The sequence below is a fragment of the Kitasatospora sp. MAP12-44 genome, from assembly GCF_029892095.1.
Taxonomy (GTDB): Bacteria; Actinomycetota; Actinomycetes; order Streptomycetales; family Streptomycetaceae; genus Kitasatospora.
Genome location: NZ_JARZAE010000004.1, coordinates 7,200,005 through 7,223,848 on the forward strand (window position 1 = coordinate 7,200,005; position 23,844 = coordinate 7,223,848).

Sequence of the window (23,844 nt, forward strand, 5' to 3'; positions counted from 1 at the left end):
CGCCACCCGGTGGTCTCCGGTTCGTCCGCGATCCGGGATAATCGGGGGCATGAGTGAACGTCCGCGGCTGACCGTGCTCTCCGGCCCTTCGGGGGTCGGCAAGAGCACGGTCGTCGCTCATATGAGGCAGCAGCACCCCGAGGTCTGGCTCTCGGTGTCGGCGACAACCCGCCACCCGAGGCCCGGCGAGCAGCACGGGGTCCATTACCACTTCGTCGACAACGACGAGTTCGACAAGCTGATCGCCAACGGTGAGCTGCTGGAGTGGGCGGTGTTCGCGGGCAACCGCTACGGCACCCCGCGCTCGGCGGTGCAGGAGCGGCTGGAGCGCGGCGAGCCGGTGCTGCTGGAGATCGACCTGCAGGGCGCCCGCCAGGTGCGGGAGTCGATGCCGGAGGCGCAGCTGGTCTTCCTGGCCCCGCCGAGCTGGGAGGAGCTGGTCCGCCGGCTCACCGGTCGCGGCACCGAGGCGCAGGACGTCATCGACCAGCGGCTGGCGGCGGCGAAGGTCGAACTGGCGGCGGAGCCGGAGTTCGACACCACCCTCGTCAACACCTCCGTCGAGCAGGTGGCCACTGAACTGCTAGCCTTGCTCGGTGTAGCCTGACCTGATCTCATCGCTGGTTGTCATCTGTACTGATGTTCTGACCAGTGGATCAGGTTTCTGTTTTTTCATCTTTTCGGAAGGTTTTCGCATGTCCTCTTCCATGACCGCTCCCGAGGGCATCATCAACCCGCCGATCGACGAGCTTCTTGAGGCCACCGACTCGAAGTACAGCCTGGTCATCTACGCCGCCAAGCGCGCGCGTCAGATCAACGCGTACTACTCGCAGCTCGGCGAGGGCCTCCTGGAGTACGTCGGCCCGCTGGTCGACACCCACGTGCACGAGAAGCCGCTGTCGATCGCGCTGCGCGAGATCAACGCCGGCATGCTCACGGCCGAGGCCGTCGACGTCGCCTGATGTCGTTGCTCGAAGGGCCCGTCGGAGATTCCTCCGGCGGGCCCTTCGTCTTGGGTCCCTCGACCGGGGCCTTAGGGTGACCACGAGCCCAGTGGAGGAGTGGACCAGCCCATGAACCAGCCCCGTGTCGTCCTCGGAGTCAGCGGCGGGATCGCCGCGTACAAGGCCTGCGAGCTGCTGCGCCGGTTCACCGAGTCCGGCCACCAGGTCACCGTGGTGCCCACCGCCGCCTCGCTGCACTTCGTCGGCGAGGCGACCTGGGCGGCGCTGTCGGGGCGTCCGGCGGCCACCGAGACCTGGGAGCGGGTGCACGAGGTCCCGCACGTGCGGATCGGGCAGCAGGCCGACCTGGTCGTGGTCGCCCCGGCCACCGCGGACCTGCTGGCCAAGGCGGCCCACGGCCTGGCCGACGACCTGCTGACCAACACCCTGCTCACCGCGCGCTGCCCGGTGGTCTTCGCCCCGGCGATGCACACCGAGATGTGGGAGCACCCCGCCACCCAGGAGAACGTGGCCACCCTGCGCCGGCGCGGCGCGATCGTGCTGGAGCCCGCGGTCGGCCGGCTGACCGGCGCGGACACCGGCAAGGGCCGGCTGCCCGACCCGGACGCGATCTTCGAGGCCTGCCGCCTGGTGCTGGCCCGCGGCGGGCTGCCGGCCGACCTGGCGGGCCGTCATGTGGTGGTCTCCGGCGGCGGCACCCGCGAGCCGCTGGACCCGGTGCGCTTCCTGGGCAACATCTCCTCCGGCAAGCAGGGCTACGCGCTGGCCGCCACCGCCGCCGCGCGCGGCGCCCGGGTCACCCTGCTGGCCGCCAACACCGAGCTGCCCGACCCGGCCGGCGTCGATGTGGTGAAGGTCTCCACGGCGCTCCAGCTGCGCGAGGCGGCGCTGAAGGCCGCGGCCGACGCGGACGTGGTGGTGATGGCGGCCGCGGTGGCCGACTTCCGCCCCGCGGAGTACGCCGCCGTCAAGATCAAGAAGGTCGAGGGCGCCGATCCCGCGCCGGTGGCACTGGTCCGCAACCCCGACATCCTGGCGGAGCTCGCCGCCCACCGGGCGCACCCGGGACAGGTCGTGGTGGGCTTCGCGGCCGAGACCGACCACGCCCTGGAGCACGGACGGGCGAAGCTCGTCCGAAAGGGCTGCGACCTTCTGGTGGTCAATGAGGTCGGCGCCGGCCGGGCTTTTGGTGCCGATACGAACGAAGCCGTCATTCTGGCCTCCGACGGCGTCGAGACGGCCGTCCCGCACGGCCCCAAGGAGGCCCTGGGGGACATTCTGTGGGACCTGGTGGCCCCCCGATTGGGCTGACCAATGGGTGAGACGGCGGTGCCCGAACCACCGGAGACAGTGTTGAACGCCGGTACCCGCCCGTTACACTCCAGGCATCAAGTCTTTCCGGATGCCCCGGCCCGGCCGGGAGCGTTCAGTCAGCAGCCGCTGCAACCCCAGGGAGCGCTGTGTCTCGCCGCCTGTTCACGTCGGAGTCCGTCACCGAGGGACACCCCGACAAGATCGCTGACCAGATCAGCGACACCATTCTCGACGCTCTCCTCAAGGACGACCCGACCTCCCGGGTCGCCGTGGAGACGCTCATCACCACCGGCCTGGTCCACATCGCCGGTGAGGTGACCACCAAGGCCTACGCGCCGATCGCGCAGCTGGTGCGCGACAAGATCCTGGAGATCGGGTACGACAGCTCGAAGAAGGGCTTCGACGGCGCCTCCTGCGGCGTCTCGGTGTCCATCGGCGCGCAGTCCCCGGACATCGCCCAGGGCGTCGACAGCGCGTACGAGGCCCGGGTCGAGGGTGACGAGGATGATCTCGACAAGCAGGGCGCCGGCGACCAGGGTCTGATGTTCGGTTACGCGTGCACCGACACCCCTGAGCTGATGCCGCTTCCGATCACCCTCGCGCACCGGCTCGCGCGCCGGCTCTCCGAGGTCCGCAAGAACGGGACCATCCCGTACCTGCGCCCCGACGGCAAGACCCAGGTCACCATCGAGTACGACGGCGACAAGGCCGTGCGCCTGGACACCGTGGTGGTCTCCTCGCAGCACGCCAGCGACATCGACCTGGACTCGCTGCTCGCGCCCGACATCCGCGAGTTCGTCGTGGAGCCGGAGCTCAAGCGCCTCGCCGAGGACGGCATCGACCTGGAGGTCGGCGACTACCGGCTGCTGGTCAACCCGACCGGCCGCTTCGAGATCGGCGGCCCGATGGGCGACGCCGGCCTGACCGGCCGCAAGATCATCATCGACACCTACGGCGGCATGGCCCGCCACGGTGGCGGCGCCTTCTCCGGCAAGGACCCGTCCAAGGTGGACCGCTCGGCCGCCTACGCGATGCGCTGGGTCGCCAAGAACATCGTCGCGGCGGGCCTGGCCACCCGCGCCGAGGTGCAGGTCGCGTACGCGATCGGCAAGGCCGAGCCGGTGGGCCTCTTCGTGGAGACCTTCGGCACCGAGACCGTTCCGGTGCTGAAGATCCAGGCCGCCGTCACCCAGGTCTTCGACCTGCGCCCGGCCGCGATCATCCGCGACCTGGACCTGCTGCGGCCGATCTACGCCCAGACCGCCGCGTACGGCCACTTCGGCCGTGAGCTGCCGGACTTCACCTGGGAGCGCACCGACCGCGCCGAGCAGCTGAAGGCCGCCGCACACGCGTAGTCGCGTCTGATCCGCGTTACGTCTGATCCGCGGGCGGCGGTCACCCCTGAGCGGGGTGGCCGCCGCCCGCGGCGTTTCTGTCCGAGCCCTCTGGTACGACTGGACCCATGAGCACCGACGACCCCACTCCCGGCGGTCCGCCCGAGCAGCTCGCCCTCATCCGGGAGACGGTGCGCAAGGCGAAGCCCCGGACGTGGCGCGGCGCGCAGCTGGCCGCCGAGCTGCCGGTGGCCCGGGTGGTGGTCGACAAGGGGCTGCTCCACCTCGACCAGTTCTTCGACTACGCCGTGCCGGCCACGATGGACGAGGACGCCCAGCCCGGCACCCGGGTCCGGGTCCGCTTCGGGGCCCGGGTGGTGGCCGGGCGGCGCGAGGGCGGTGAGCTGCACGACGGCTTCGTCGTCGAGCGGCTGGCGGCCAGCGACTACACCGGGCCGCTCGCCCCGCTCGCCCAGGTGCTCTCGCCGGAGCGCGTGCTGACGCCCGCGCTGCTGAGGCTCAGCCGCACCGTCGCCGACCGGTACGCCGGCACCCTGGCCGACGTACTGCAGCTCGCCGTGCCGCCCCGGCACGCCAAGGCCGAGGCCGAGCCCTCGCCCGCGCCGCTGCCGCCGCCCGCCGCGCCGGCGCCCGGCAGCTGGGCCCGCTACCCGCACGGCCCCGACTACCTCGCCTCGCTCACCGCCGGCGGCGCCCCCCGCGCGGTCTGGACGGCGCTGCCCGGCGACTGGCCGAGCGAGATCGCGATCGCGGTCGCCAGCACGCTGGCCGCCGGGCGCGGCGCGCTGGTCGTGCTGCCGGACGGGCGCGCGGTGGCCCGGGTGGACCAGGCGCTGACCGAGCTGATCGGCGCCGACCGGCACGCCACGCTGACCGCCGACCTCGGCCCCAAGGAGCGCTACCGCCGCTGGCTGAGCGTCAGCCGCGGCTCGGTCCGCGCCGCGATCGGCACCCGGGCGACGATGTTCGCGCCGGTGCGCGAGCTCGGCCTGGTGGTGGTCTGGTCGGACGGTGACAGCAGCCACAGCGATCCGCGCGCCCCGCACCCGCATGTGCGCGAGGTGGCGCTGCTGCGCGCCGCCGAGGAGGGCGCGGCCGTGCTGCTCGGCGGCCTGTCGATGACCGTCGAGGCCGCCCAGCTGCTGCACACCGGCTGGGCCAGGCCGCTGGCCGCGGACCGGGCGGCGGTCCGCGAGGCGGCCCCCCGGGTGCGCACCGTCGGGGACGGCGACCAGGCGCGGGACGCCGCCGCGCAGTCCGCCCGGCTGCCCTCGGTCGCCTGGCAGGTGGCGCGCGAGGCGCTGCGCAGCGGGCCGGTGCTGGTCCAGGTGCCGCGCCGCGGGTACGTGCCCCGGCTGGCCTGCGAGCGCTGCCGCACGCCCGCGCGCTGCGCGCACTGCGTCGGACCGTTGGAGGCCACCGCGGCCGGCCGGGCGCTGCGCTGCTCCTGGTGCGGGGTGGAGGAGGCGGACTGGCACTGCACCGAGTGCGGCTCGTTCCGGCTGCGGGCGCAGGTGGTCGGCGCCCGGCGGACGGCGGAGGAGCTGGGCAAGGCGTTCCCGCAGGTGCCCGTGCGGACCTCGGGGCGGGACGCGGTGCTGGCCGGGGTCGGCGCGGAGCCCGCCCTGGTGATCTCCACGCCCGGCGCCGAGCCGGTCGCCGAGGGCGGCTATGCGGCGGCGCTGCTGCTGGACGGCTGGGCGCTGCTCTCCCGTCCCGACCTGCGGGCCGGCGAGGAGGCGCTGCGGCTCTGGCTGGCGGCGGCCGGCCTGGTGCGTCCGGCGGGGGAGGGCGGCGTGGTGGTGGTCGTGGCGGAGCCGAGCGCGCGGCCGGTGCAGGCGCTGGTGCGTTGGGACCCGGCCGGTCACGCCGGTGTGGAGCTGGAGGAGCGGGCCCAGTTGCACTTCCCGCCGGTCTCCCGGATGGCCTCGGTGGTCGGCTCCCCGAGCGCGGTCGCCGATCTGCTGGCGCTCACCCGGCTGCCCGAGGGCACCGACATCCTGGGCCCGATCCCGCTCCCCGCCCCGGGAGGCCGTGGCGAGGAGCAGGAACGGGCGCTGCTGCGGGTCAGCCCCGGTCGGGGCGGCGCGCTGGCGGCGGCGCTGAAGGCGGCGCAGATCGCCCGGGTGGCGCTGCGGACGCCCGATCCGGTCCGGATCAGGATCGACCCGACCGACATCGGCTGAGCGGCTGAGCGGCTGACGCGCATCGGCTGAGCGGCCGGTGCGCATCGGCTGAGCGGTCGGCGCGGTTGGTGCGTCGGCTGCCGGTAGGGGCGCTCAGCGGCCGACGCGCGCCCCCGGTTGCTGGGGGAGACCGCCCTGCCGGGCCGCCGGTACCGCTCGGGTCAGCGCCGGCGGCGCGGACTCCTCGCGCAGCGCCGCCGGCTCGTCCGCGTGGCAGTCCTCGCGCGGCCCGCCGGGGGCCGGGACGGCGGAGGCGAGCGGCGCACCGGCCGCCCCCAGCAGCTCGGTCGCCGAGCGGCGCATGCCGTAGCGCCGGTGCACCGCCTGCTTGGTCACCCCGAGGGCGGAGCCCACCGAGTCCCAGGAGAAGCCGAGCGCCCGGTCGAACTCGACCGCCGCGGCGACCAGCGTCTCCACGCTCTCGCGCAGCTCCTGGGCCAGCCGGACGGTCGGCGCCGGGGCCCGCCCGTACACCACGAAGCCGCCGGAGCTGCTGGGGCGCCGCGGCCGGTAGACATTGCCCAGCTGGGCGGTGAGGGTCCGTAGGGCGTCGACCTGGCGGCGGACGCGTTCGATGTCGCGCACCAGCAGGTGCAGACTCGCCCGTGCCCGGGTGTCGTGGTTGATCTGCTCGGCCATCGTGCTCAGGCCACCTTCCGTGCAAGTGAATGGGGCCTCGCGCCGGCCCGGTGAACTCACGGTCAATCTCACTTGACCAACGCCGAAGCGGGGTCCGGGGTCACGCGTCACGCCGATCCGGGATATGCCAGATCTGCCGAACGGACCGGTCGGGCCACCGCATAGACTGACGTGCTGCCCCCGACGGCAGTCCCGAGTTCCCAGTACCGAAGCCCCGAGTTTCCCAGTACCGACCCCCGACGAGGAGCCGCCACCGTGCCGATCCAGCCGATCCGGATCTTCGGCGACCCGGTCCTGCGCGCCACCGCCCAGCCGGTGACCACGTTCGACAAGGAACTGCGCACGCTGGTCAAGGATTTGACCGAGACCATGCTGGACGCCCCCGGCGCCGGCCTGGCCGCGCCCCAACTCGGCGTCTCGCTGCGGGTCTTCACCTACAACGTGGGCGGGGTGGTGGGCCACCTGATCAACCCCGACCTGTCGCTCACCGACGAGGAGCAGGACGGCCCCGAGGGCTGCCTCTCGCTGCCCGGGCTGCGCTTCGACACCAAGCGCGCGTACGGGGTGGTGGCGCGCGGCTTCAACGAGTACGGCGACCCGGTGACCGTCGAGGGCACCGAGCTGCTGGCGCGCTGCATCCAGCACGAGACCGACCACCTGGACGGGATCATCTTCATCGACCGGCTCGACCGCGCCCTGCGCAAGGAGGCCATGCGGGCGATCCGCGAGGCCGACTGGGGCAGCGGCCCGGCCCCCGAGGTGCGGATCTCCCCCCACAGCACCTTCGGCCCGGTCCGCTGACCCGGCCTGCTACCTACCAACCGCCAGCCCCTGAAAGGTCCTTGACTTGCGTCTCGTCTTTGCCGGAACCCCCGAGGTCGCCGTCCCCGCCCTGGAGGCGCTGCTCGCCTCCGACCGGCACGAGGTGGTCGCCGTGGTGACCCGCCCCGACGCCCCCGCCGGGCGCGGGCGCAAGCTGGTGGCCAGCCCGGTGGGGCAGCGGGCCGAGGCGGCGGGGATCGAGGTCCTCAAGCCGGCCAAGCCGAGCGAGCCGGAGTTCCTCGCCAGGCTGGCCGAACTGGCACCCGACTGCTGCCCGGTGGTCGCCTACGGCGCGCTGCTGCGCGAGCCGGCGCTGGCGATCCCGCAGCACGGCTGGGTGAACCTGCACTTCTCGCTGCTGCCGGCCTGGCGCGGCGCGGCGCCCGTCCAGCACGCGGTGCTCTCGGGCGACGAGGTGACTGGCGCCTCGACCTTCCGGATCGAACTCGGCCTGGACTCCGGCCCGGTCTTCGGCATCCTGACCGAGGAGATCCGGCCCACCGACACCAGCGGCGAGCTGCTCACCCGGCTCTCGCACGCCGGCGCCCGGCTGCTCACCGCGACCATGGACGGCATCGCCGACGGCGCCCTGCAGGCCGTCCCGCAGCCCAGCGAGGGCATCACCCTCGCGCCCAAGATCACCGTCGAGGACGCCCGGATCGACTGGACCCACCCCGCCCTGGCGATCGACCGGCTGGTGCGCGGCTGCGCCCCCGCCCCCGGCGCCTGGACCACCTTCCGCGGCGAGCGGCTCAAGCTCTCCGGCCCGGTGCGGCTGGTAACGGACAGCAGCGAGCTGGCCCCCGGCGAGCTCGCGGTGACCAAGAACAGCGTCCGGGTCGGCACCGGAAGCCACGAGATCGAGCTGGGCGAGGTCCAGCCGCAGGGCAAGAAGCCGATGCGGGCGGCAGACTGGGCGCGTGGGGTGCGGATCGAGAGCGGCGAGCCGCTCGGCGTCTGACTCCCGCTTCCACGCAGCACGTTTCCCGATAACCGCTTTTCCCGATACTCCGCAGCACTTTGAGGTTCCCCGTGAGTACCCCCGCCCCCAGCGCCAAGCGCCCCCCGCGTCCGCACCGCCGCCCGAAGAAGGACCCGGCCCGCCTGGTCGCCTTCAAGGCCCTGCGGGCCGTCGACGAGCGCGACGCGTACGCCAACCTGATCCTGCCCTCGCTGCTGCGCGACGCCGAGCAGAAGGGCATGGACCGCCGCGACGCCGCCCTCGCCACCGAGCTGGTCTACGGCACGCTGCGCCTGCAGGGCAGCTACGACGCGATCATCGCCGCCTGCATCGACCGGCCGCTGCGCGAGGTCGACCCGCCGGTCCTTGACGTGCTCTCGCTGGGCGCGCACCAGCTGCTCGCGACCCGTATCCCCAGCCACGCGGCGGTCTCCGCGACCGTCGAGCTGGCCCGCGGCGTGCTCGGCGACGGCAAGGCGAAGTTCGTCAACGCCGTGCTGCGCAGGATCAGCGCCAAGGACCTGGACGCCTGGATCGCCCAGGTCGCGCCGCCCTTCGAGAAGGACGCCGAGGACCACCTCGCCGTCGTCCACTCGCACCCGCGCTGGGTGGTCGCCTCGCTCTGGGACTCGCTCGGCCGCTGGCAGCCCGAGGCCAGCGGGCGCGCGGACATCGAGGAACTGCTGCGCGCCGACAACGAGCGCCCGGAGGTCACCCTGGTGGCCCGCCCCGGCCGCGCGAGTGCCGCCGAGCTCGCCGAGGTGCTGCCGGAGAGCGAGCCCGGGCGCTGGTCTCCGTACGCCGTGCGGCTCGCCGAGGGCGGCGACCCGGGCGAGCTGGACGTGATCAAGGAGAACCGGGTCGGCGTCCAGGACGAGGGCAGCCAGCTGGTCGCCCTCGCGCTGGCGGCCGCGCCGATCGACGGCCCGGACCGGCTCTGGCTGGACGGCTGCGCCGGCCCCGGCGGCAAGGCCGCGCTGCTGGGCGCGCTGGCCGCCCAGCGCGGCGCCGCGCTGGTGGCCTCCGAGAAGCAGCCGCACCGGGCCCGCCTGGTGGCCCGGGCGCTGGACGGCAACCCCGGTCCGTACACGGTGATCGCCGCCGACGGCACCCGTCCGCCGTGGCGCCCCGGCAGCTTCGACCGGGCGCTCGTCGACGTGCCGTGCTCGGGCCTGGGCGCGCTGCGCCGCCGCCCCGAGGCGCGCTGGCGGCGCCGCCCCGAGGACATCGCCGGCTTCGGCCAGCTCCAGCGCGAGCTGCTGCGCTCGGCGATCGAGTCGGTGCGCGTCGGCGGTGTGGTCGGTTACGCGACCTGCTCGCCGCACCTGGCGGAGACCCGCGCGGTGGTGGACGACGTGCTGCGCGGCGAGCCGGGCGTGGAGTGGATCGACGCGCGCCCGCTGCTTCCGGACATGCCCGGGCTCGGCAACGGTCCCGACGTCCAGCTCTGGCCGCACCTGCACAGCACGGACGCGATGTACCTGGCGCTGCTGCGCCGTACGGCCTGACGGCCCCGGGGGGGTCTGGCTCTGCCAGGCCCCCTGCGGTTCATTGTGGGTTCATTGCGGCTCGGGTGGGGCGAGCATGGCCGTGAGGACCCGGCCCAGCGAGCGCTCGAAGAGGCTGTCAGGGTCGCCGGGCGCCCCGGCTGAGGCCAACGCCTGGGCCAGGTGCGGGTATTGGCCGGTCATCACGGACTGGGTCAGATAGTCGACCAGTTCACGCTGCGCCTGCTCGCGGTCCTGCCCGGGTGACATCCCGCCGCGCTCCCACTCGGCGAACTGGCAGACGAAGCCGTTCAGCAGGGACATCATCTCCAGCTTGCTGCCGCTGCCGCTGCCGCTGCCTTCGCTGCCGACTTCGGAGTTCGCCATGGTGGCGAGGAAGTACTCCACGAAGCGCAGCCCGTTGGGCCCCAGCGAGGGGCGGGAGACGATCACGGTCACCGCCCATGGATGGCGGCGCAGGATGGCCAGTTGCTGGTGAGCCAGCCCCCGTAGGTCGGCCCGGACGTCACCGGACGGTGCGTCGGGCAGTTCGTACTCGCCGCTGATCGCGTCCACCATCAGATCGAAGAGGTGCTCCTTCTTCGGGACGTAGTTGTAGAGCGACATCGTCCCGGCGCCGAGTACGGCGGCGATCCGGCGCATCGAAACGGCGTCCAGCCCCTCGGCGTCCGCCAGCGCGACCGCGGCGGCGGCGATGGACGCGCGGCTGTGGGCCGGGCGGGGTCCGCGTCCGGTGCGCTCCGGGCGCAGCCAGATCAGCTCCGGAGTGGCGCCGGCGGACGGGGACTTGCTGGACGACACGGAAGATCACCTCGATCCCATCTTAGCAACGTACACCGTACGTAGTACGCTGACGCCTAACACGCCTTTACGTACGGCGTACCTAGAAAGTGGGCTCAGTCATGTCCCGAGAACAACTCGCAGTAGCCGCCCAGGGTTTGGGCAAGCGCTTCGGCAGGACCCGGGCCCTGGAGGGCCTCGACCTGGCCATCCCGGCCGGCACCGTGCACGGCCTGCTGGGCCCGAACGGCGCCGGCAAGACCACCGCCGTCCGCGTACTCGCGACACTGGCGGCGCCCGACACCGGCTGGGCGAAGGTGGCCGGCTTCGACGTGGTCAAGGAGGCGGCACAGGTGCGCCGCAGCATCGGACTCGCCGGCCAGCACGCCGCGGTGGACGAGGGAATCACCGGACGCGACAACCTGCGCCTGGTCGGCAGGTTCCACCACCTCGGCGTCCGCGAGGCCCGCCGCCGCGCGGACGACCTGCTGGAGCGCTTCGGCCTCACCGCGGCCGGCGACCGCCTGGTGCGCGACTACTCCGGCGGCATGCGCCGGCGCCTCGACCTGGTGGCCTGCCTGGTGATCCGGCCCCCGGTGCTCTTCCTGGACGAACCCACCACCGGCCTCGACCCGCGCAGCCGGGGCGAGATCTGGGACGCCGTACGGGAGTTGGCGGCCAGTGGCAGCACCGTCCTGCTCACCACCCAGTACCTGGACGAGGCCGACCGCCTCGCCGACACGGTGATGGTGCTCGACCACGGCCGGGCGATCGCCGATGGCCCGCCAGGCCGGCTGAAGGCCGCGATCGGCACCCGGGTCCACGTGGTTGTCGAGGAGGCCGGTCAACTCCACCGTGCTGCAGCGGTGTTGGCCGCGATGACGGGCGGCACGCCGCACGCCGTACCGTCCCGGCTGGAGATCGAGGTGATATCCCGGCCGGGGTGCGAGGTGCTGCTGCCCGCGCTCGTCCGTGAACTCGACGCCGCCGGCGTCACCGCCCGCGATGTCTCGCTGCGCAGCCCCTCGCTCGACGACGCCTTCCTCGCCCTCACCGCAGATCGGCAGGCCGCCTGATGACCACCATCTCAATCTCCCAGCCCGGCAAGGCCGTTGGAAGCGCTGCCCCGGGCCGGCTGCGCCGAACCCGGCTGGACAGTGCCACCTCCGCCACCCGGCTGCTGCTGCACTACCGGCACTCACCCGGCCTGCTGGCGGCCTCGCTCGCCGTACCGGTGCTGATGGTGGTGCTCTTCGGCTACATCTTCGGCAGCGCGATGCGGGTGCCCGGCGGGGGCGACTACCGGGAGTTCCTGATGCCCGGCCTCTTCGCGATGGTGGCCGTCAACGGCATCATGCCGACGATGATCGGCGCCGCCCGGGACGTCGGCCGCGGCGTCACCGACCGGCTGCGCTCGATGCCGCTCTCGCGCTTCGGGGTGCTGCTCGGTGCGGCGCTGGCCGACCTGGTGGTCGGAGTGGCGGTGCTGATCCCGATGGCCGGCGTCGGACTCGCCGCGGGCTGGCGGATCCGCGCCGGAGCCGCGCACGCGCTGGCCGCCTTCGCGCTGCTGGTGCTCTTCCGCTTCGTGATGACCTGGGTCGGCACCTTCCTCGGGCTGGCCGCGGGCCGGGAGGAGATGGCCGGTCAACTGGCGGTGCTCACCTTCCCGTTCGCCATGGTGACCGACGTGTTCGTGCCGACCGGGGGGATGCCGGCCTGGCTGCGGGTGATCGCCGACTGGAACCCGGTCAGCGCGGTGGTGGCGGCCTGCCGCCAGCTGTTCGGCAACCCGTCGGCGGGCGGGTCCGCCTGGCCGTTGCAGCACCCGGTGGCGGCCACGCTGCTCTGGAGTGCGCTGCTGCTGGCGGTGTTCGTGCCACTGGCCGTCAGGAAGTACTCGACGCACGGGCGTTGACAGGTCGGACTGTGCCGGCTTGGTGTCCGGCGAACGGGCGGATTGCCAGGCGTGTCGCGGCTCGCTGCGGCACGTCGCCGCACCGTCGCCGGCCACGGCCCCGATGATGGGCGGATGCTGCTGGAGCCGTTGCCGCCTGCCTCACCCCGGCCCTGGGAACTGCTGCGGTTCCCACCCGCCCGGGCCGCCCGGCTCGCCGCTTTCAACGGGTGGGTCGGGCCCGCACTGGTCACCCTGCTCGCGGGGGTGCTGCGGTTCGGCTACCTCGGCAGTCCGCGCGCCGTGGTGTCCGACGAGACGTACTACGCCAAGGACGCCTGGTCCCTGCTGCGTTACGGCTACGAGGGGACCTGGAGCGCGGGCGCCGACGCCGATCTGCTGGCCAGTCCGCAGCACATCGACCTCAGCTCGGCGCCGGAGTTCATCGCCCACCCGCCGGTCGGCAAGTGGATGATCGCGCTCGGCGAGGCGATGTTCGGCCTGACGCCGTTCGGTTGGCGCTTCGTGCCGGCCCTGCTCGGCACGCTCTCGGTGCTGATGCTCTGCCGGATCGGGCGCCGGCTGCTGCGCTCCACCGCGTGGGGCTGCCTGGCCGGACTGCTGCTGACCCTGGACGGTCTGCACTTCGTGATGAGCCGCACCGCGCTGCTGGACATCGTGCTGATGTTCTGGGTGCTCGCCGCGTTCGGCTGCCTGCTGATCGACCGGGACGCCTTCCGTACCCGGCTGGCCACCGGCGGCGACCAAGAGGCCTGGCGGCCTTGGCGGTTGGCCGCCGGCGTCTGCCTGGGGCTGGCCTGCGGGAGCAAGTGGAGCGGGGTCTGCTCGCTGGCCGTGTTCTGCCTGCTGACCGTGCTCTGGGACGTGGGCACGTTCCGGGCGGCGGGCCTGCGCCGACCATGGCGGTTCGCCCTGCGCCGCGAGGCGCTGCCCGCGTTCGCCTCGCTGGTCCCGGTCGCGCTGGCGACGTATGTGGCCTCCTGGACGGGCTGGCTGCTGGCCCACGGCGGCTATGGGCGGGACTGGGCGACGGGCCAGGACCTCTCCGGGGCAGGCCTGTTGGGCACCTGGGTGCCCGGGCCGCTGCTCAGCCTGATCCACTACCACGAGGAGATGTGGGGCTTCCACGTCACGCTCTCGGCGGTGTGCGGGGCGCGGGGGTGCGCGCGGGAGGTCCCCGCGCTCGGCACGCCGCTGCTGTGGTGGACGGCGCTGATCGCGCTCGGATATCTGCTGCACCGGCTGCTGCTGCGGCGCGACTGGCGGGCGGGCGCGGTGCTGGCGGCGGTGGCGGCGGGGTATCTGCCGTGGCTCCTGTACCAGGGGCGGACGCTCTTCTCCTTCTACACGGTCGAGTTCGTGCCGTTCCTGTGCCTGGCGGTGGCGATGCTGCTGGCGGACCTGGGGGCGGTGCGAGCCGTAGGTGCGCCGGGTGCGCTGGGTTCGCCGGGTGCGTTGGGGGCGCTGGGTGCGCTGGGTTCGCGGCGGGCGGTGCGGCTGGTGGCGGTGGGCGTGCTGGTCCTCGCGGTGGCCGCCGACTTCGCCTGGTTCCTGCCGCTCTACACCGGGCAGGCCGAGTCGACCACGGCCTGGGAGAGCCGCATCTGGTTCGACAGCTGGATCTGACTGTCAGTCTGGACAAACGGACCGGTGCGGCAGAGGGTGATCCCATGGAGTTCACCCGACTCGGCCGTACCGGCCTCAGCGTCTCGCGCCTCTGCCTGGGCACCATGAACTTCGGCCCGCACACCGAAGAGGCCGACGCACACCAGATCATGGACGTCGCACACGAGCAGGGCATCAACTTCTTCGACACCGCCAACGTCTACGGCTGGGGTGAGAAGAAGGGCCGCACCGAAGAGATCATCGGCAGCTGGTTCGCCCAGGGCGAGGGCCGCCGCGAGCGGACGGTCATCGCCACCAAGCTCTACGGCGACATGGGGGACTGGCCCAATGAGGGCAAGCTCTCCGCGCTGAACATCCGCCGCGCCGTGGACGCCAGCCTGCGGCGCCTGCGGACCGACTACATCGACATCTACCAGATGCACCACGTCGACCGGGCCACGCCGTGGGAGGAGATCTGGCAGGCCATGGAGGTCCTGGTCAACCAGGGCAAGATCGTCTACGTCGGCTCCAGCAACTTCGCGGGCTGGCACCTGGCGCAGGCTCAGGAGAGCGCCAAGGCGCGCGGGTTCCTCGGGCTGACGAGCGAGCAGTCGCTCTACAACCTGCTGGAGCGCAGCATCGAGCTGGAGGTGCTGCCGGCCGCCGAGCACTACGGGATCGGGATCATCCCCTGGTCGCCGCTGCACGGGGGAGTGCTCGGCGGGGTGCTGCGCAAGGAGCGCGAGGGCATCCGACGGACGTCGGGCCGCGCCGCCGAGACGCTGGGCGCCCGGCGGGAGCAGATCGCCCAGTACGAGGACCTCGCCGCCGAACTCGGCCACGAGCCCGGCGACATCGCCCTCGCCTGGCTGCTCACCCGTCCCGCCGTCACCGCCCCGATCATCGGCCCGCGCACCCTGGACCAGCTGCACGCGGCGGTGCGGGCGACGGACGTGACGCTCGACCAGAAGACCCTCGATCGACTGGACGAGATCTTCCCGGGCCACCGCCCGGCCCCGGAGGACTACGCCTGGTAGGCACCTCGCGCCTGCCGTGCCTCTTCCCCTGCCCGCCCGGGCTGCTTGCTCTGCCCGTGCCTCCTGCCCCCCGTGCCGCACCTGTGGCCCCCGCACGCCGTCCCGCCGTCGACGTCGTGCGGGGGCCATCTGCGTGTCCCGCGGTGCTGGAACGGCCGGGTGGGGGCTCGTTCTAAATAAGTATCGGCGGTCCGGTTTTTGAATCGGAACCTGAGTAGCCGGCGGGAATTTGGTGATAACCCACTCTTGTATGGATGATCAACCACTGATGCAATAAGAACACCGCTGGCGATGCCCGCTGCCCCGGTGTTCCATCATTCAGGTGACTCGGTTATCGTGCGAGCGCTGCTGCCAACGGCAAAATAAGGGATCGCACAATGAAAGATCGGTCGTACCTCGCTTACCGCCAGCCGAGAAGAGTGGTTGTCACCGGGGTGGGGGCGATTTCACCGCTGGGAGCGGATGCGGCCTCCACCTGGCGGGGCCTGCTGACCGGGGGTTGCGGGGTCCGGCAGCTGACCGGGCCGGAATTCGCCGGGCTCCCGGTGCGCATCGCGGCCACCGCGGCGGCCGAGCCGGCCGACCAGCTGACCCGCACCCAGGCGCGCACGGTGAGCCGCAATGCGCAGTTCGCGCTGCTGGCCGCCCGGGAGGCCTGGGCCGACGCGGGCTTCGGCCGCGTGGCGATCGGCGGCGGCGAGCTGGACGCCAGGCGGGTCGGAGTGTCGATGGGCACCATCATCGGCGGAACCGGTGCGCTGGTCACGGCCGATCGGGTGCTGTCCGCGCGGGGGGCACGGTTCGTCTCGCCGCACACCGCACCGATGACGGTCCCCAGCGGCGCGGCGGCGCAGGTCGCGATCGACCTCGGCATCCGCGGCGAGGCGCGCACCGTGGTCTCCGGCTGCGCGTCGGGCGCCGAGGCGATCGGCGAGGCGATCGACCGGATCAGGCACGGCCGGCTGGACGTCGTGCTGGCCGGCGGTACCGAGGCGATGATCACCCCGGAGGTGCTGGCCGCGTTCGCGGCCATGCGCGCGCTGGCGCCGGGCACGGACGGGCTGCGGGCGGCGTCGCGGCCGTTCGACAAGGACCGCAGCGGCTTCGTCCTCGGTGAGGGCGCCGGGCTGCTGGTGCTGGAGGCCGAGGAGCACGCGCTGGCCCGCGGTGCGCGGATCTACTGCGAGGCGGCCGGCTGGGGCCTGTCCGTCGACGCCCACGACATGGCCGCGCCCCGGCCGGACGGCGAGGGCGTGATCGACGCGATACGCAAGGCGCTGGCCGACGCCGACGGCGAGGCGGCCGACGTCGTGCACGTGAACGCGCACGCCACCGCGACCCTCAGCGGCGACGCGGCGGAGGCGGCGGCCCTGCGCACCGTCTTCGGCAGCGGGCTCGACGGCGTGCCGGTCACCGCGTCGAAAGGGGCGCTCGGCCATATGCAGGGAGCCGCCGGCGCGGTGGAGGCGATCGCCAGCGTGCTGACCCTGCACCACGGACTCATTCCGCCCACGGTCGGCTGCGAGAATCCCGACGACGGTATCGGGCTCGACATCGTCCTCGGCACCCCGCGGACGCTGGCGACGACCGGCGATCTCGTGCTCAGCAACTCCTATGGATTCGGCGGCCACAACGCCGTTCTCGCGTTCCGCCGCAGCGACTGAACGGGGCTGGAGCGGCCGACGAGGAATCCGGTCGGAAACCAGCCGGGATCAAACCAGCCGGGAATCAAACATATCCATCGGTTTTCGACCCGCGGAACCACAGCCCCTGGGATTGCTCCCGGCCGCCCCGGCGTCCGGCCGGCTACCGATTCACCGGCGGCATCGCAAGCGGGTTGATCGGCATCTGCTCACGACAGATCGCCGCGATCGGCGTCAAGACGGCAGTCAGGCGTTCGAGTTCGTCGTGCGGCAGGCCCTCCCACACTCGGCCGGCGGCCAGGTCGGTGGCGGCCTCGACGGACCGGTGCCGGATCCGGCCGAGCTCGGTGACCGCCCCCTGCGCCGTCAGCCAGCCTCGCTCGACCAGCCGCGCCGCCGCGCCCTCCCACTCCGTGTCCGTCCAGCCGCGCAGCGGCTGGAGCACCTCGCGGCTGGCGGCCAGCGCGCAGTGGAGCACCGGCGCCTCGCAGCCGTCCAGCCCGGCCGCGACCAGCGCGGCCACATGGCCGTCCCCGCGGTGCTCGCGCAGTACGGTCGCGGCCTGCCACAGCCGCCCGTACACGTCCGCAGGCCGGGGGAGCGCGGCGTTGGCGGCGGCCAGCACCCGGCCGGCGCAGTCCAACCGGGCCACCGCCTCCTCCAGTGCGGTCGCCGCCGACTCGACCTGCTCCCACTTCACCGGCTCCAGCATTCGGGCCAGCGCCGCCGCCGAGCCCTCGGTCCGGGCGGCCAGCGCCTGCTCGGGGCTCGCGCGCGTCCACACCTCCGGCAGGGCGCGCTCGACCATCGCCGGGGCGAAACTGAAGAACGCGGCGATCACCGGCGGCGCGTCCACCGCGCCCAGCGGAGCCGAGCGGCCGGCGAAGTAGCCGCGCCAGCCGCCGTCCAGCCCGGCCGCCTCGAAGACCGCCCGACTCTCGGGTTGGAGGAACGTGACGGCGTACACCGGCTCGAAGAGCCGCCACAGCGCGCGGGCGGGGTGGACGGGATCGGACATCGGGAGACCTTCCTCGGAGGAGCTTGCCGGCTGGACGGGCAGCTCGGCTGGACGGGGACGGCCCGGTGGGCAACTGGCGGCCGCTCAGGTGCTGATGACCACGGCGGCGGCCTCGGTAACCCCGACCGGGGTGTGATGGCGGTCACCCGAGGGTCAGGGCGTGCGGTTACCGGCGACGCGGCGCGGGATGATGGGACGAGGCACCGTCTCCCGCGGCGCCCCAGCCCTCGCGCGAAGGTAGTTCGGTCATGGCCCAGATCAACCCCAGCATCCTGTCCGCGGACTTCGCACGGCTCGCCCAGGAGGCCGAGGCCGTGCGCGGGGCCGACTGGCTGCACGTCGACGTGATGGACAACCACTTCGTCCCCAACCTCACGCTCGGCGTGCCGGTGGTGGAGTCGCTGGCCCGGGCCACCGACATCCCGCTCGACTGCCACCTGATGATCGACCAGCCGGACCGCTGGGCCCCGCAGTACGTCGAGGCCGGCGCCGGCTCGGTCACCTTCCACGTCGAGGCCGCTGCCGCACCCGTCCGACTGGCCCGGGAGATCCGCGCCAAGGGCGCCCGCGCGGCGATGGCGCTGCGGCCGGCCACGCCGATCGAGCCGTACGAGGACCTGCTGCCCGAGCTGGACATGATCCTGATCATGACCGTCGAGCCGGGCTTCGGCGGCCAGGCCTTCCTCGACATCATGCTGCCCAAGATCCGCCGGACCCGTGAGCTGATCTCCAAGCGCGGCCTGGAGCTGTGGCTCCAGGTGGACGGCGGCGTGTCGGCCGCCACCATCGAGCGCTGCGCCGAGGCCGGCGCGGACGTCTTCGTGGCCGGCTCCGCCGTGTACGGCGCCGCCGACCCGGCGCAGGCGGTGCGCGGCCTGCGGGCCCAGGCCGAGGCGGCCACCGCGGGCGCGCCGTGGGCCTGCGCGCACTGACTGCGCTGTACTGAGTCCGTTGCACGGACCAGCGGTTGAAGCGCCGTCAGCTACCGTGGGACCTTGTGAGCAACCTTGATCTCAAGCCCACCGCCACCCTCTGCGGCGGCGACGCGAGCGCCGGACCGGTACGCGAGCTGCTGACCGGCCGGACCGTCCAACTCGGCGAAAGCACCCAGGTCCGCCGACTGCTGCCGACCATGTCCCGGCGCATGGTCGGCGCCTGGTGCTTCGTCGACCACTACGGTCCCGACGACATCGCCGACGAGCCCGGCATGCAGGTGGCCCCGCACCCGCACGCCGGCCTGCAGACGGTCAGTTGGCTGCACGACGGCGAGGTGCTGCACCGCGACAGCCTGGGCAGCCTGCAGACCATCCGCCCGCGCGAGCTCGGCCTGATGACCTCGGGCCGGGCGATCTCGCACTCCGAGGAATCCCCGCGCGACCACGCCCGCCTGCTGCACGGCGCGCAACTCTGGGTCGCCCTGCCGGACGCCCACCGGCACACCGTGCCCACCTTCGAACACCACGCCCAGCTCCCCGTGGTGACGGCGCCCGGCCTGCACGGCACCGTGATCCTGGGCGAGCTGGACGGCGCCGCCTCAGCCGGCACCACCTTCACCCCCCTGGTCGGCGCCGACCTCACCCTCGCCGAGGGCGCCACGGCCGCACTCCCGCTGCGGCCCGAATTCGAGTACGCCGTCCTGGCGATGACCGGCAGCGTCGACGTGGACAACGTCCGCGTCGAACCCGGCTCGATCCTCTACCTCGGCTGCGGCCGCCGCGAACTCCCCCTACGGGCCCGCACCGACAGCTCCATCCTCCTGCTGGGCGGCGAGCCGTTCGCGGAGGAGATCGTCATGTGGTGGAACTTCATCGGCCGATCCAGTGAGGAGATCGTACAGGCACGATCCGACTGGATGGAAGGGTCCAGGTTCGGCGAGGTACACGGCTACGACGGGCAGCGGCTGTCGGCGCCTACGTTGCCCTCGGTGCCGATGAAGCCACGGGGAAGGGCTGGTTGACCTGGGCTTATATGCCTGGAGCTTCGGCCTGTGGTGCGCTTCGTGGAGTGCCGCTCGGTGCGCTGGGGGCTCCTCGGGAGCCTCCACCGCGATGGCCTATCGGCCTTCTGGGCGTCAACCTGCCAGTAGCGCGGGAGTCGCGAGTGTGGCCTTCTGTGACAGGCTTTAGTCAGACTAATGCTGACCAATGCTGACTTCTCTGATGTGCCGTCAGCCAAATTGGTCTAGATCAATGCGATCGGCTTGCCTGAGTTGGGATGTCGTGGGCGGGCCGGTCAGAGGTGACTGATGGTAGTCATCGTTCGAGTGTGGGGCTGATGTGGCGATGGTCGCGACAGGCCTGTGCTAAGGCTGGCCGAAGTGGTCACGTCGGCGCTTCTAGGGTCTGGGTCGCGTCGGCGGGGAGCACGAGCTCGCCGCGGCCGATCTGCTGACAAGGGCGGACCACCCCCGCGTCCGCGGGGATTCAAGCGTCGCTGCTTCCCTCCTTCCGGGCATGGCGCAGCACGACGACGCCGCCGACCGGTCGGACGTCGATCAGCTTCATCCGTCGGGTGCTGCCGCCCGAAAACTGGACCGTGGGACGAAGCGCGGGGCGGCCGAGTCCCCGGAGAGCAGGGCGCCAGCGGCCTGGGGGCGGATGCTCAGGAGCTGCTGCTCACCGTCGCCCGGGTCACCGACTCCGAGCTCCCGACACGCTGCTCGTCCTGTCGTCGCGTATTCCGTGTGCGCTCACGCCTGTCTGTCTGGGAGTCTGTAGATAGTAGTGCGCCACCTGGGAGTTGAGGGAGATGACCTTGGGGTACGGGGTGCAATTCACGCGTAGCGAGGCGCCGTCGGACGAGTTCCGCGACAGCGTCGGCGAGATCCTCGGCAAGAGTCGCCTGTTCGCGCTGGCCACGGTCGGGGCGGCGGCGGGGGCGCACGCCAACACCGCCTTCTTCGCCGTGGACGACGGGCTGTCGTTGTACTTCGTCAGTGAGCGCACCACGCTGCACAGTCGCAACATCGACACCGATCCGCGCGCGGCGGCGACGGTGTTCTGTGAAGCACCGCTGTACGGCGAGCAGTTGCAGGGGCTTCAGCTGTTCGGGCGGGTGGAGGAGTGCGATGGCGCGGTCCTCGCCCACGCGCTGGAGGTGTACCAGGGGCGCTTTGCGGAGTTCGCCCAGGATCCGGAGCTTCACGAGCGCTTCCGTGCCGGTACGGCTCCGTCGGCCCTGTACCGCTTTCGGGTGGAGTCGCTAACGCTCCTGGACGAGCCCCGCTTCGGGCGGCGCAACTACATCAGCGCGACGGTCGCCCGGTAGTCACGGGGCGGTCGGCTGCTCGGGTTCGTCGATCTCGGGGACGTCGACGTTGGCGAAGACAGCGAGGCTATCGGCCGGGTCGACGGCGTCCGCAAGGCGCCGCAGTTCGGCGAGCACGCGGGCGTCGTCGGCGGCGAGTTGCCCGTTCTGAAGCTGCTGTACCCAGTCCGCGGGAAGCGCGGGCTGTCCGGTCTCGGCCATCGGCGTACCCCTGGTGATCGTGGCGGCGGCGGTGCGTGATCCAGGCTATCCACGGAGTGCTCGGGAGGGGACGCTAATGAGATCCACGGGGAAGATGGTCCGGCTGTCCCGGCTGCTGCCGGGCGGACGCACGGTGATGGTGCCCTTCGACGACGCGCTGATCAACGGCCCGTACGACGGACTGAGTGACACGGTTGCCAAGCTGCGCGAGGTTGAACTCGGAGGCGCGGACGCTGTACTGGGCTTCCGTCAGCTGCACACCACGTACACGGGGCGCGGAGTGCTGTTGCCGTTCGTGGCGAACCTGACCGCGAGCACGGTGCTCGGCGCGCATACGCGCAAGATCGTCGTCGGCTCGGTGGAGCGGGCACTTCGACAGGGCTGTGACGGGGTGGCGGCGCATGTCAACGTGTCCTCCATTCACGAGCCGGAGATGCTGGCAGCGCTCGGGCGGATCGCGGAGTCTTGCGAGGAGCACGAGCTGCCGCTGTTGGCCATCATGTACCCGCGCCGGGAGGGCGAGGGTGGCGACGACAACTACCTGGACTGGAAGGAGCGGGACCGCGCGGCATACGCCGACCTGGTGCGGCACGCGGTGCGGATCGCGGTGGAGTTGGGCGCGGACGTGGTCAAGACGCAGTACACCGGTGATCCGGAAAGCTTCGCCACGGTCGTCACGGCGTCCCTGGGGACGCCGATCGTCATCGCGGGCGGCCCGCGCACCCCGCTCCTGCAGGCGCTGGAGAACGCGCACGGCGCCGTCTCGGCCGGGGCCGCGGGGGTGTGCTTCGGGCGGCAGACCTACAATCGCCATGACGTCCCCGGCTTCGTGCGGCTACTGCGGGCCGTGGTCCGCGACGGGCGTCATCCGGCCGAGCTGCTTGCCCCGGCCGAGGCCACGGCGTGAGGACCATGCCACCCGCCCTCATGGCCTGGGTGCCGGCCGCCGGGACGGCCCTGGTGGCGGCATTGTGGGGCACCAGCGGAGTGCTGGTGCGCGAGGTCCAACTGCCTGCGGCAGCAATCGCCTGCGGGCGGGCGTTGACCGGGGCGCTGGCGCTCGGCGCCTGGCAGTTGACGCCCAGGGCGCGGCAGGAGCGGCTCGCACAGGCGGTTCCGCGCGGGGCGGCCGGGTCGCTTGTCCTGTCGGGGGCGCTGCTGGCGGTGCACTGGCTGACCTTCGTCATGGCGTTGCAGCGCTTTCCGATCGGGACCGTGCTGCTGGGCATCTACCTGGCCCCTCTGCTGGTGGCCGCCGCCGCCCGCCCGGCGCTGGGTGAGCGGGTGTCCGGGCGGCAGTGGGGCGCCTTGGCGCTCGCCGTCGCCGGATGCTCGCTGATCCTCCACCCGCGCGCGGGCGTCGGCTGGTCGGGCATCGGGTTGATCGCGTTCTCCGCCCTGGCCTATGCAGGATCCATTCTGGCCAGCAAGCATGCACTCGCCAGTGTCCCGCCGACGCAGGTGACGCTCGTTCAGCTTGGCGTGGTCGCCTTGCTGCTCTCTCCCGTCGCGATCTGGCGCACAAGCGTCCTCAGTGCGCGCGACCTTGGTGTGATCGTGGCCCTGGGCGTGCTCTACAGCGCCGCCGCCCAGCTGGCCTATCTCACCTTTCTGCGCCGGCTGTCGGTGACCACTTCCAGCATTCTGCTGTTCATGGAACCGGTGTCGGCGCTGGTCAGCGGCTGGGCGCTGCTGGGCGAGCGGCCGGGTGGCGCAACCTGGGCGGGGGCGGCACTGGTGCTGGCCGCCGGGGCAGCCGCCGCGCAGGCGGGCAAGATGCCTGAGATACCGGGGAGTTGAGTGATCAAACGGCTACAGTGTGCGTTACGCACTCTCGCGTCGATTCCGAGCCGAAAAGGACAGGGCATGGCACTGGACGGTCAGGTCGCGGTCATCACGGGTTCCTCGCGGGGGATCGGCCGGGCCGTCGCCCTGGCCTTCGCCGAACGCGGCGCACAGGTCGTGGTCAACTCCCACAGCGACACCGCCGGCGGCGAGGAGCTGGCTGCGTCGATCTGCGCCCGTGGTGGCCAGGCCCTGTACGTTCAGGGCGACGTGGCCGATCCCGCCGACGTCGAGCGCCTGTTCACCAGCGCTGAGGCCGCCTACGGTCGCGTCGACGTCCTGGTGAACAACGCCGGGCTGACCGAGGGCATGCCGCTCCTGGAGTCCACCCAGGAGCACTGGCTGCGGATCCTGAACATCAACCTGATGTCCACCGTCCTGTGCTCCATCCGCGCCGCAAAGACCATGACCGCCCAGGGCAGCGGCACCATCATCAACACCTCCTCCATCCGCGGCTTCGACGCCAACGGCCGCGAGGGCGTCATGGCCTACTCGGCAGCCAAGGCCGCCGTGAACAACTTCACCCGCACCCTCGCCAAGGAGCTCGCACCCACCGTGCGGGTCAACGCAGTCGCCCCCGGCTTCGTCGCCACCTCCTACATGGACCGGGTCACCGACGAGCTCAAGCAGACGTGGCTGGAGAACATCCCGCTCAAGGACTTCATCGCCCCCGACGACATCGCGGGCGCCTACGTCTACCTCGCCGAGGCCCCCTACGTCACCGGGACGCTGTTGACCGCCGATGCCGGTTTCACCCTGGGCCACGGCTGAACTGTCCGG

General features: G+C 72.3%; 23 protein-coding genes. 19 read left to right on the forward strand and 4 right to left on the reverse strand.

Going from position 1 to position 23,844, the window contains the following annotated elements:
• Positions 1-49 precede the first annotated feature (49 nt).
• From gmk to P3T34_RS32905, 5 genes are all read left to right on the forward strand, one after another.
• Positions 50-607, forward strand: coding sequence for a guanylate kinase (gmk, locus tag P3T34_RS32885; RefSeq protein WP_280669686.1), 558 nt, complete (start codon positions 50-52; stop codon positions 605-607).
• 88 nt (positions 608-695) lie between these two features.
• Positions 696-962 (forward strand): DNA-directed RNA polymerase subunit omega, encoded by a 267-nt coding sequence (gene rpoZ, locus P3T34_RS32890; RefSeq protein ID WP_035795751.1) that lies wholly within the window; start codon positions 696-698, stop codon positions 960-962.
• A gap of 111 nt (positions 963-1,073) precedes the next feature.
• A complete protein-coding gene (coaBC, locus tag P3T34_RS32895) occupies positions 1,074-2,276 on the forward strand; it encodes a bifunctional phosphopantothenoylcysteine decarboxylase/phosphopantothenate--cysteine ligase CoaBC (RefSeq protein WP_280669687.1) in 1,203 nt (400 codons plus the stop codon).
• Between the two features lie 149 nt (positions 2,277-2,425).
• Positions 2,426-3,634, forward strand: a complete 1,209-nt coding sequence (gene metK, locus P3T34_RS32900; RefSeq protein ID WP_280669688.1) for a methionine adenosyltransferase — start codon at positions 2,426-2,428, stop codon at positions 3,632-3,634.
• Between the two features lie 107 nt (positions 3,635-3,741).
• Positions 3,742-5,820: a primosomal protein N' gene (locus P3T34_RS32905; protein ID WP_280669689.1), complete on the forward strand. Its 2,079-nt coding sequence runs from the start codon at positions 3,742-3,744 to the stop codon at positions 5,818-5,820.
• A 93-nt stretch (positions 5,821-5,913) separates the two neighbouring features.
• On the opposite strand, the gene P3T34_RS32910 is transcribed toward P3T34_RS32905, so the two are convergent.
• Positions 5,914-6,459 carry a hypothetical protein gene (locus P3T34_RS32910; protein WP_280669690.1) on the reverse strand — a complete coding sequence of 182 codons (546 nt, stop codon included), beginning with the start codon at positions 6,457-6,459 and terminating at the stop codon, positions 5,914-5,916.
• Between the two features lie 255 nt (positions 6,460-6,714).
• Between P3T34_RS32910 and def the strand changes: the two genes are divergently transcribed.
• The 3 genes from def to P3T34_RS32925 all read left to right on the forward strand — a co-directional run bounded on the left by def (position 6,715) and on the right by P3T34_RS32925 (position 9,750).
• A complete protein-coding gene (gene def / locus P3T34_RS32915; RefSeq protein ID WP_280669691.1) occupies positions 6,715-7,260 on the forward strand; it encodes a peptide deformylase in 546 nt (181 codons plus the stop codon).
• 46 nt (positions 7,261-7,306) lie between these two features.
• Positions 7,307-8,242 (forward strand): methionyl-tRNA formyltransferase, encoded by a 936-nt coding sequence (gene fmt, locus P3T34_RS32920; RefSeq protein ID WP_280669692.1) that lies wholly within the window; start codon positions 7,307-7,309, stop codon positions 8,240-8,242.
• A 71-nt stretch (positions 8,243-8,313) separates the two neighbouring features.
• Positions 8,314-9,750, forward strand: coding sequence for a transcription antitermination factor NusB (locus P3T34_RS32925; protein WP_280669693.1), 1,437 nt, complete (start codon positions 8,314-8,316; stop codon positions 9,748-9,750).
• Between the two features lie 51 nt (positions 9,751-9,801).
• Here P3T34_RS32925 and P3T34_RS32930 read toward each other — a convergent pair whose 3' ends face one another.
• Positions 9,802-10,551, reverse strand: coding sequence for a TetR/AcrR family transcriptional regulator (locus P3T34_RS32930; RefSeq protein WP_280669694.1), 750 nt, complete (start codon positions 10,549-10,551; stop codon positions 9,802-9,804).
• 101 nt (positions 10,552-10,652) lie between these two features.
• Here P3T34_RS32930 and P3T34_RS32935 point away from each other — a divergent pair, with 101 nt between their 5' ends.
• The 5 genes from P3T34_RS32935 (at position 10,653) to P3T34_RS32955 (ending at position 16,754) form a co-directional block, all read left to right on the forward strand.
• Positions 10,653-11,606 (forward strand): ATP-binding cassette domain-containing protein, encoded by a 954-nt coding sequence (locus tag P3T34_RS32935; RefSeq protein WP_280669695.1) that lies wholly within the window; start codon positions 10,653-10,655, stop codon positions 11,604-11,606.
• Complete coding sequence (locus P3T34_RS32940) at positions 11,606-12,448, forward strand: ABC transporter permease (protein WP_280669696.1); 843 nt, start codon at positions 11,606-11,608, stop codon at positions 12,446-12,448. The genes P3T34_RS32935 and P3T34_RS32940 overlap by 1 nt, the downstream gene beginning before the upstream one ends.
• A 51-nt stretch (positions 12,449-12,499) precedes the next feature.
• Positions 12,500-14,074 (forward strand): phospholipid carrier-dependent glycosyltransferase, encoded by a 1,575-nt coding sequence (locus P3T34_RS32945; RefSeq protein ID WP_280669697.1) that lies wholly within the window; start codon positions 12,500-12,502, stop codon positions 14,072-14,074.
• 44 nt (positions 14,075-14,118) lie between these two features.
• Positions 14,119-15,090, forward strand: coding sequence for an aldo/keto reductase (locus tag P3T34_RS32950; protein WP_280669698.1), 972 nt, complete (start codon positions 14,119-14,121; stop codon positions 15,088-15,090).
• Between the two features lie 377 nt (positions 15,091-15,467).
• Positions 15,468-16,754: a beta-ketoacyl-[acyl-carrier-protein] synthase family protein gene (locus tag P3T34_RS32955; RefSeq protein WP_348534716.1), complete on the forward strand. Its 1,287-nt coding sequence runs from the start codon at positions 15,468-15,470 to the stop codon at positions 16,752-16,754.
• A 142-nt stretch (positions 16,755-16,896) separates the two neighbouring features.
• On the opposite strand, the gene P3T34_RS32960 is transcribed toward P3T34_RS32955, so the two are convergent.
• Positions 16,897-17,751: a hypothetical protein gene (locus P3T34_RS32960; protein ID WP_280669699.1), complete on the reverse strand. Its 855-nt coding sequence runs from the start codon at positions 17,749-17,751 to the stop codon at positions 16,897-16,899.
• Positions 17,752-17,999: 248 nt separating this feature from the next.
• Between P3T34_RS32960 and rpe the strand changes: the two genes are divergently transcribed.
• The 3 genes from rpe (at position 18,000) to P3T34_RS32975 (ending at position 21,018) form a co-directional block, all read left to right on the forward strand.
• On the forward strand, positions 18,000-18,683 hold the full coding sequence (gene rpe / locus P3T34_RS32965) for a ribulose-phosphate 3-epimerase (RefSeq protein WP_280669700.1): 684 nt from the start codon (positions 18,000-18,002) through the stop codon (positions 18,681-18,683).
• A 65-nt stretch (positions 18,684-18,748) separates the two neighbouring features.
• Entirely contained in the window at positions 18,749-19,708 is a 960-nt protein-coding gene (locus P3T34_RS32970) for a pirin family protein (protein ID WP_280669701.1), read from the forward strand.
• A 791-nt stretch (positions 19,709-20,499) separates the two neighbouring features.
• A complete protein-coding gene (locus P3T34_RS32975) occupies positions 20,500-21,018 on the forward strand; it encodes a pyridoxamine 5'-phosphate oxidase family protein (protein ID WP_280669702.1) in 519 nt (172 codons plus the stop codon).
• On the opposite strand, the gene P3T34_RS32980 is transcribed toward P3T34_RS32975, so the two are convergent.
• Positions 21,019-21,219 carry a hypothetical protein gene (locus P3T34_RS32980; protein ID WP_280669703.1) on the reverse strand — a complete coding sequence of 67 codons (201 nt, stop codon included), beginning with the start codon at positions 21,217-21,219 and terminating at the stop codon, positions 21,019-21,021.
• A gap of 76 nt (positions 21,220-21,295) precedes the next feature.
• Here P3T34_RS32980 and P3T34_RS32985 point away from each other — a divergent pair, with 76 nt between their 5' ends.
• The 3 genes from P3T34_RS32985 (at position 21,296) to P3T34_RS32995 (ending at position 23,835) form a co-directional block, all read left to right on the forward strand.
• Entirely contained in the window at positions 21,296-22,126 is an 831-nt protein-coding gene (locus P3T34_RS32985; RefSeq protein ID WP_280669704.1) for a hypothetical protein, read from the forward strand.
• A gap of 20 nt (positions 22,127-22,146) precedes the next feature.
• The gene (locus P3T34_RS32990; protein ID WP_280669705.1) at positions 22,147-23,019 is read left to right on the forward strand and encodes a DMT family transporter; all 873 of its coding nucleotides are present in this window, start codon (positions 22,147-22,149) and stop codon (positions 23,017-23,019) included.
• A gap of 66 nt (positions 23,020-23,085) precedes the next feature.
• Positions 23,086-23,835, forward strand: coding sequence for a glucose 1-dehydrogenase (locus tag P3T34_RS32995; protein ID WP_280669706.1), 750 nt, complete (start codon positions 23,086-23,088; stop codon positions 23,833-23,835).
• Positions 23,836-23,844 lie beyond the last annotated feature (9 nt).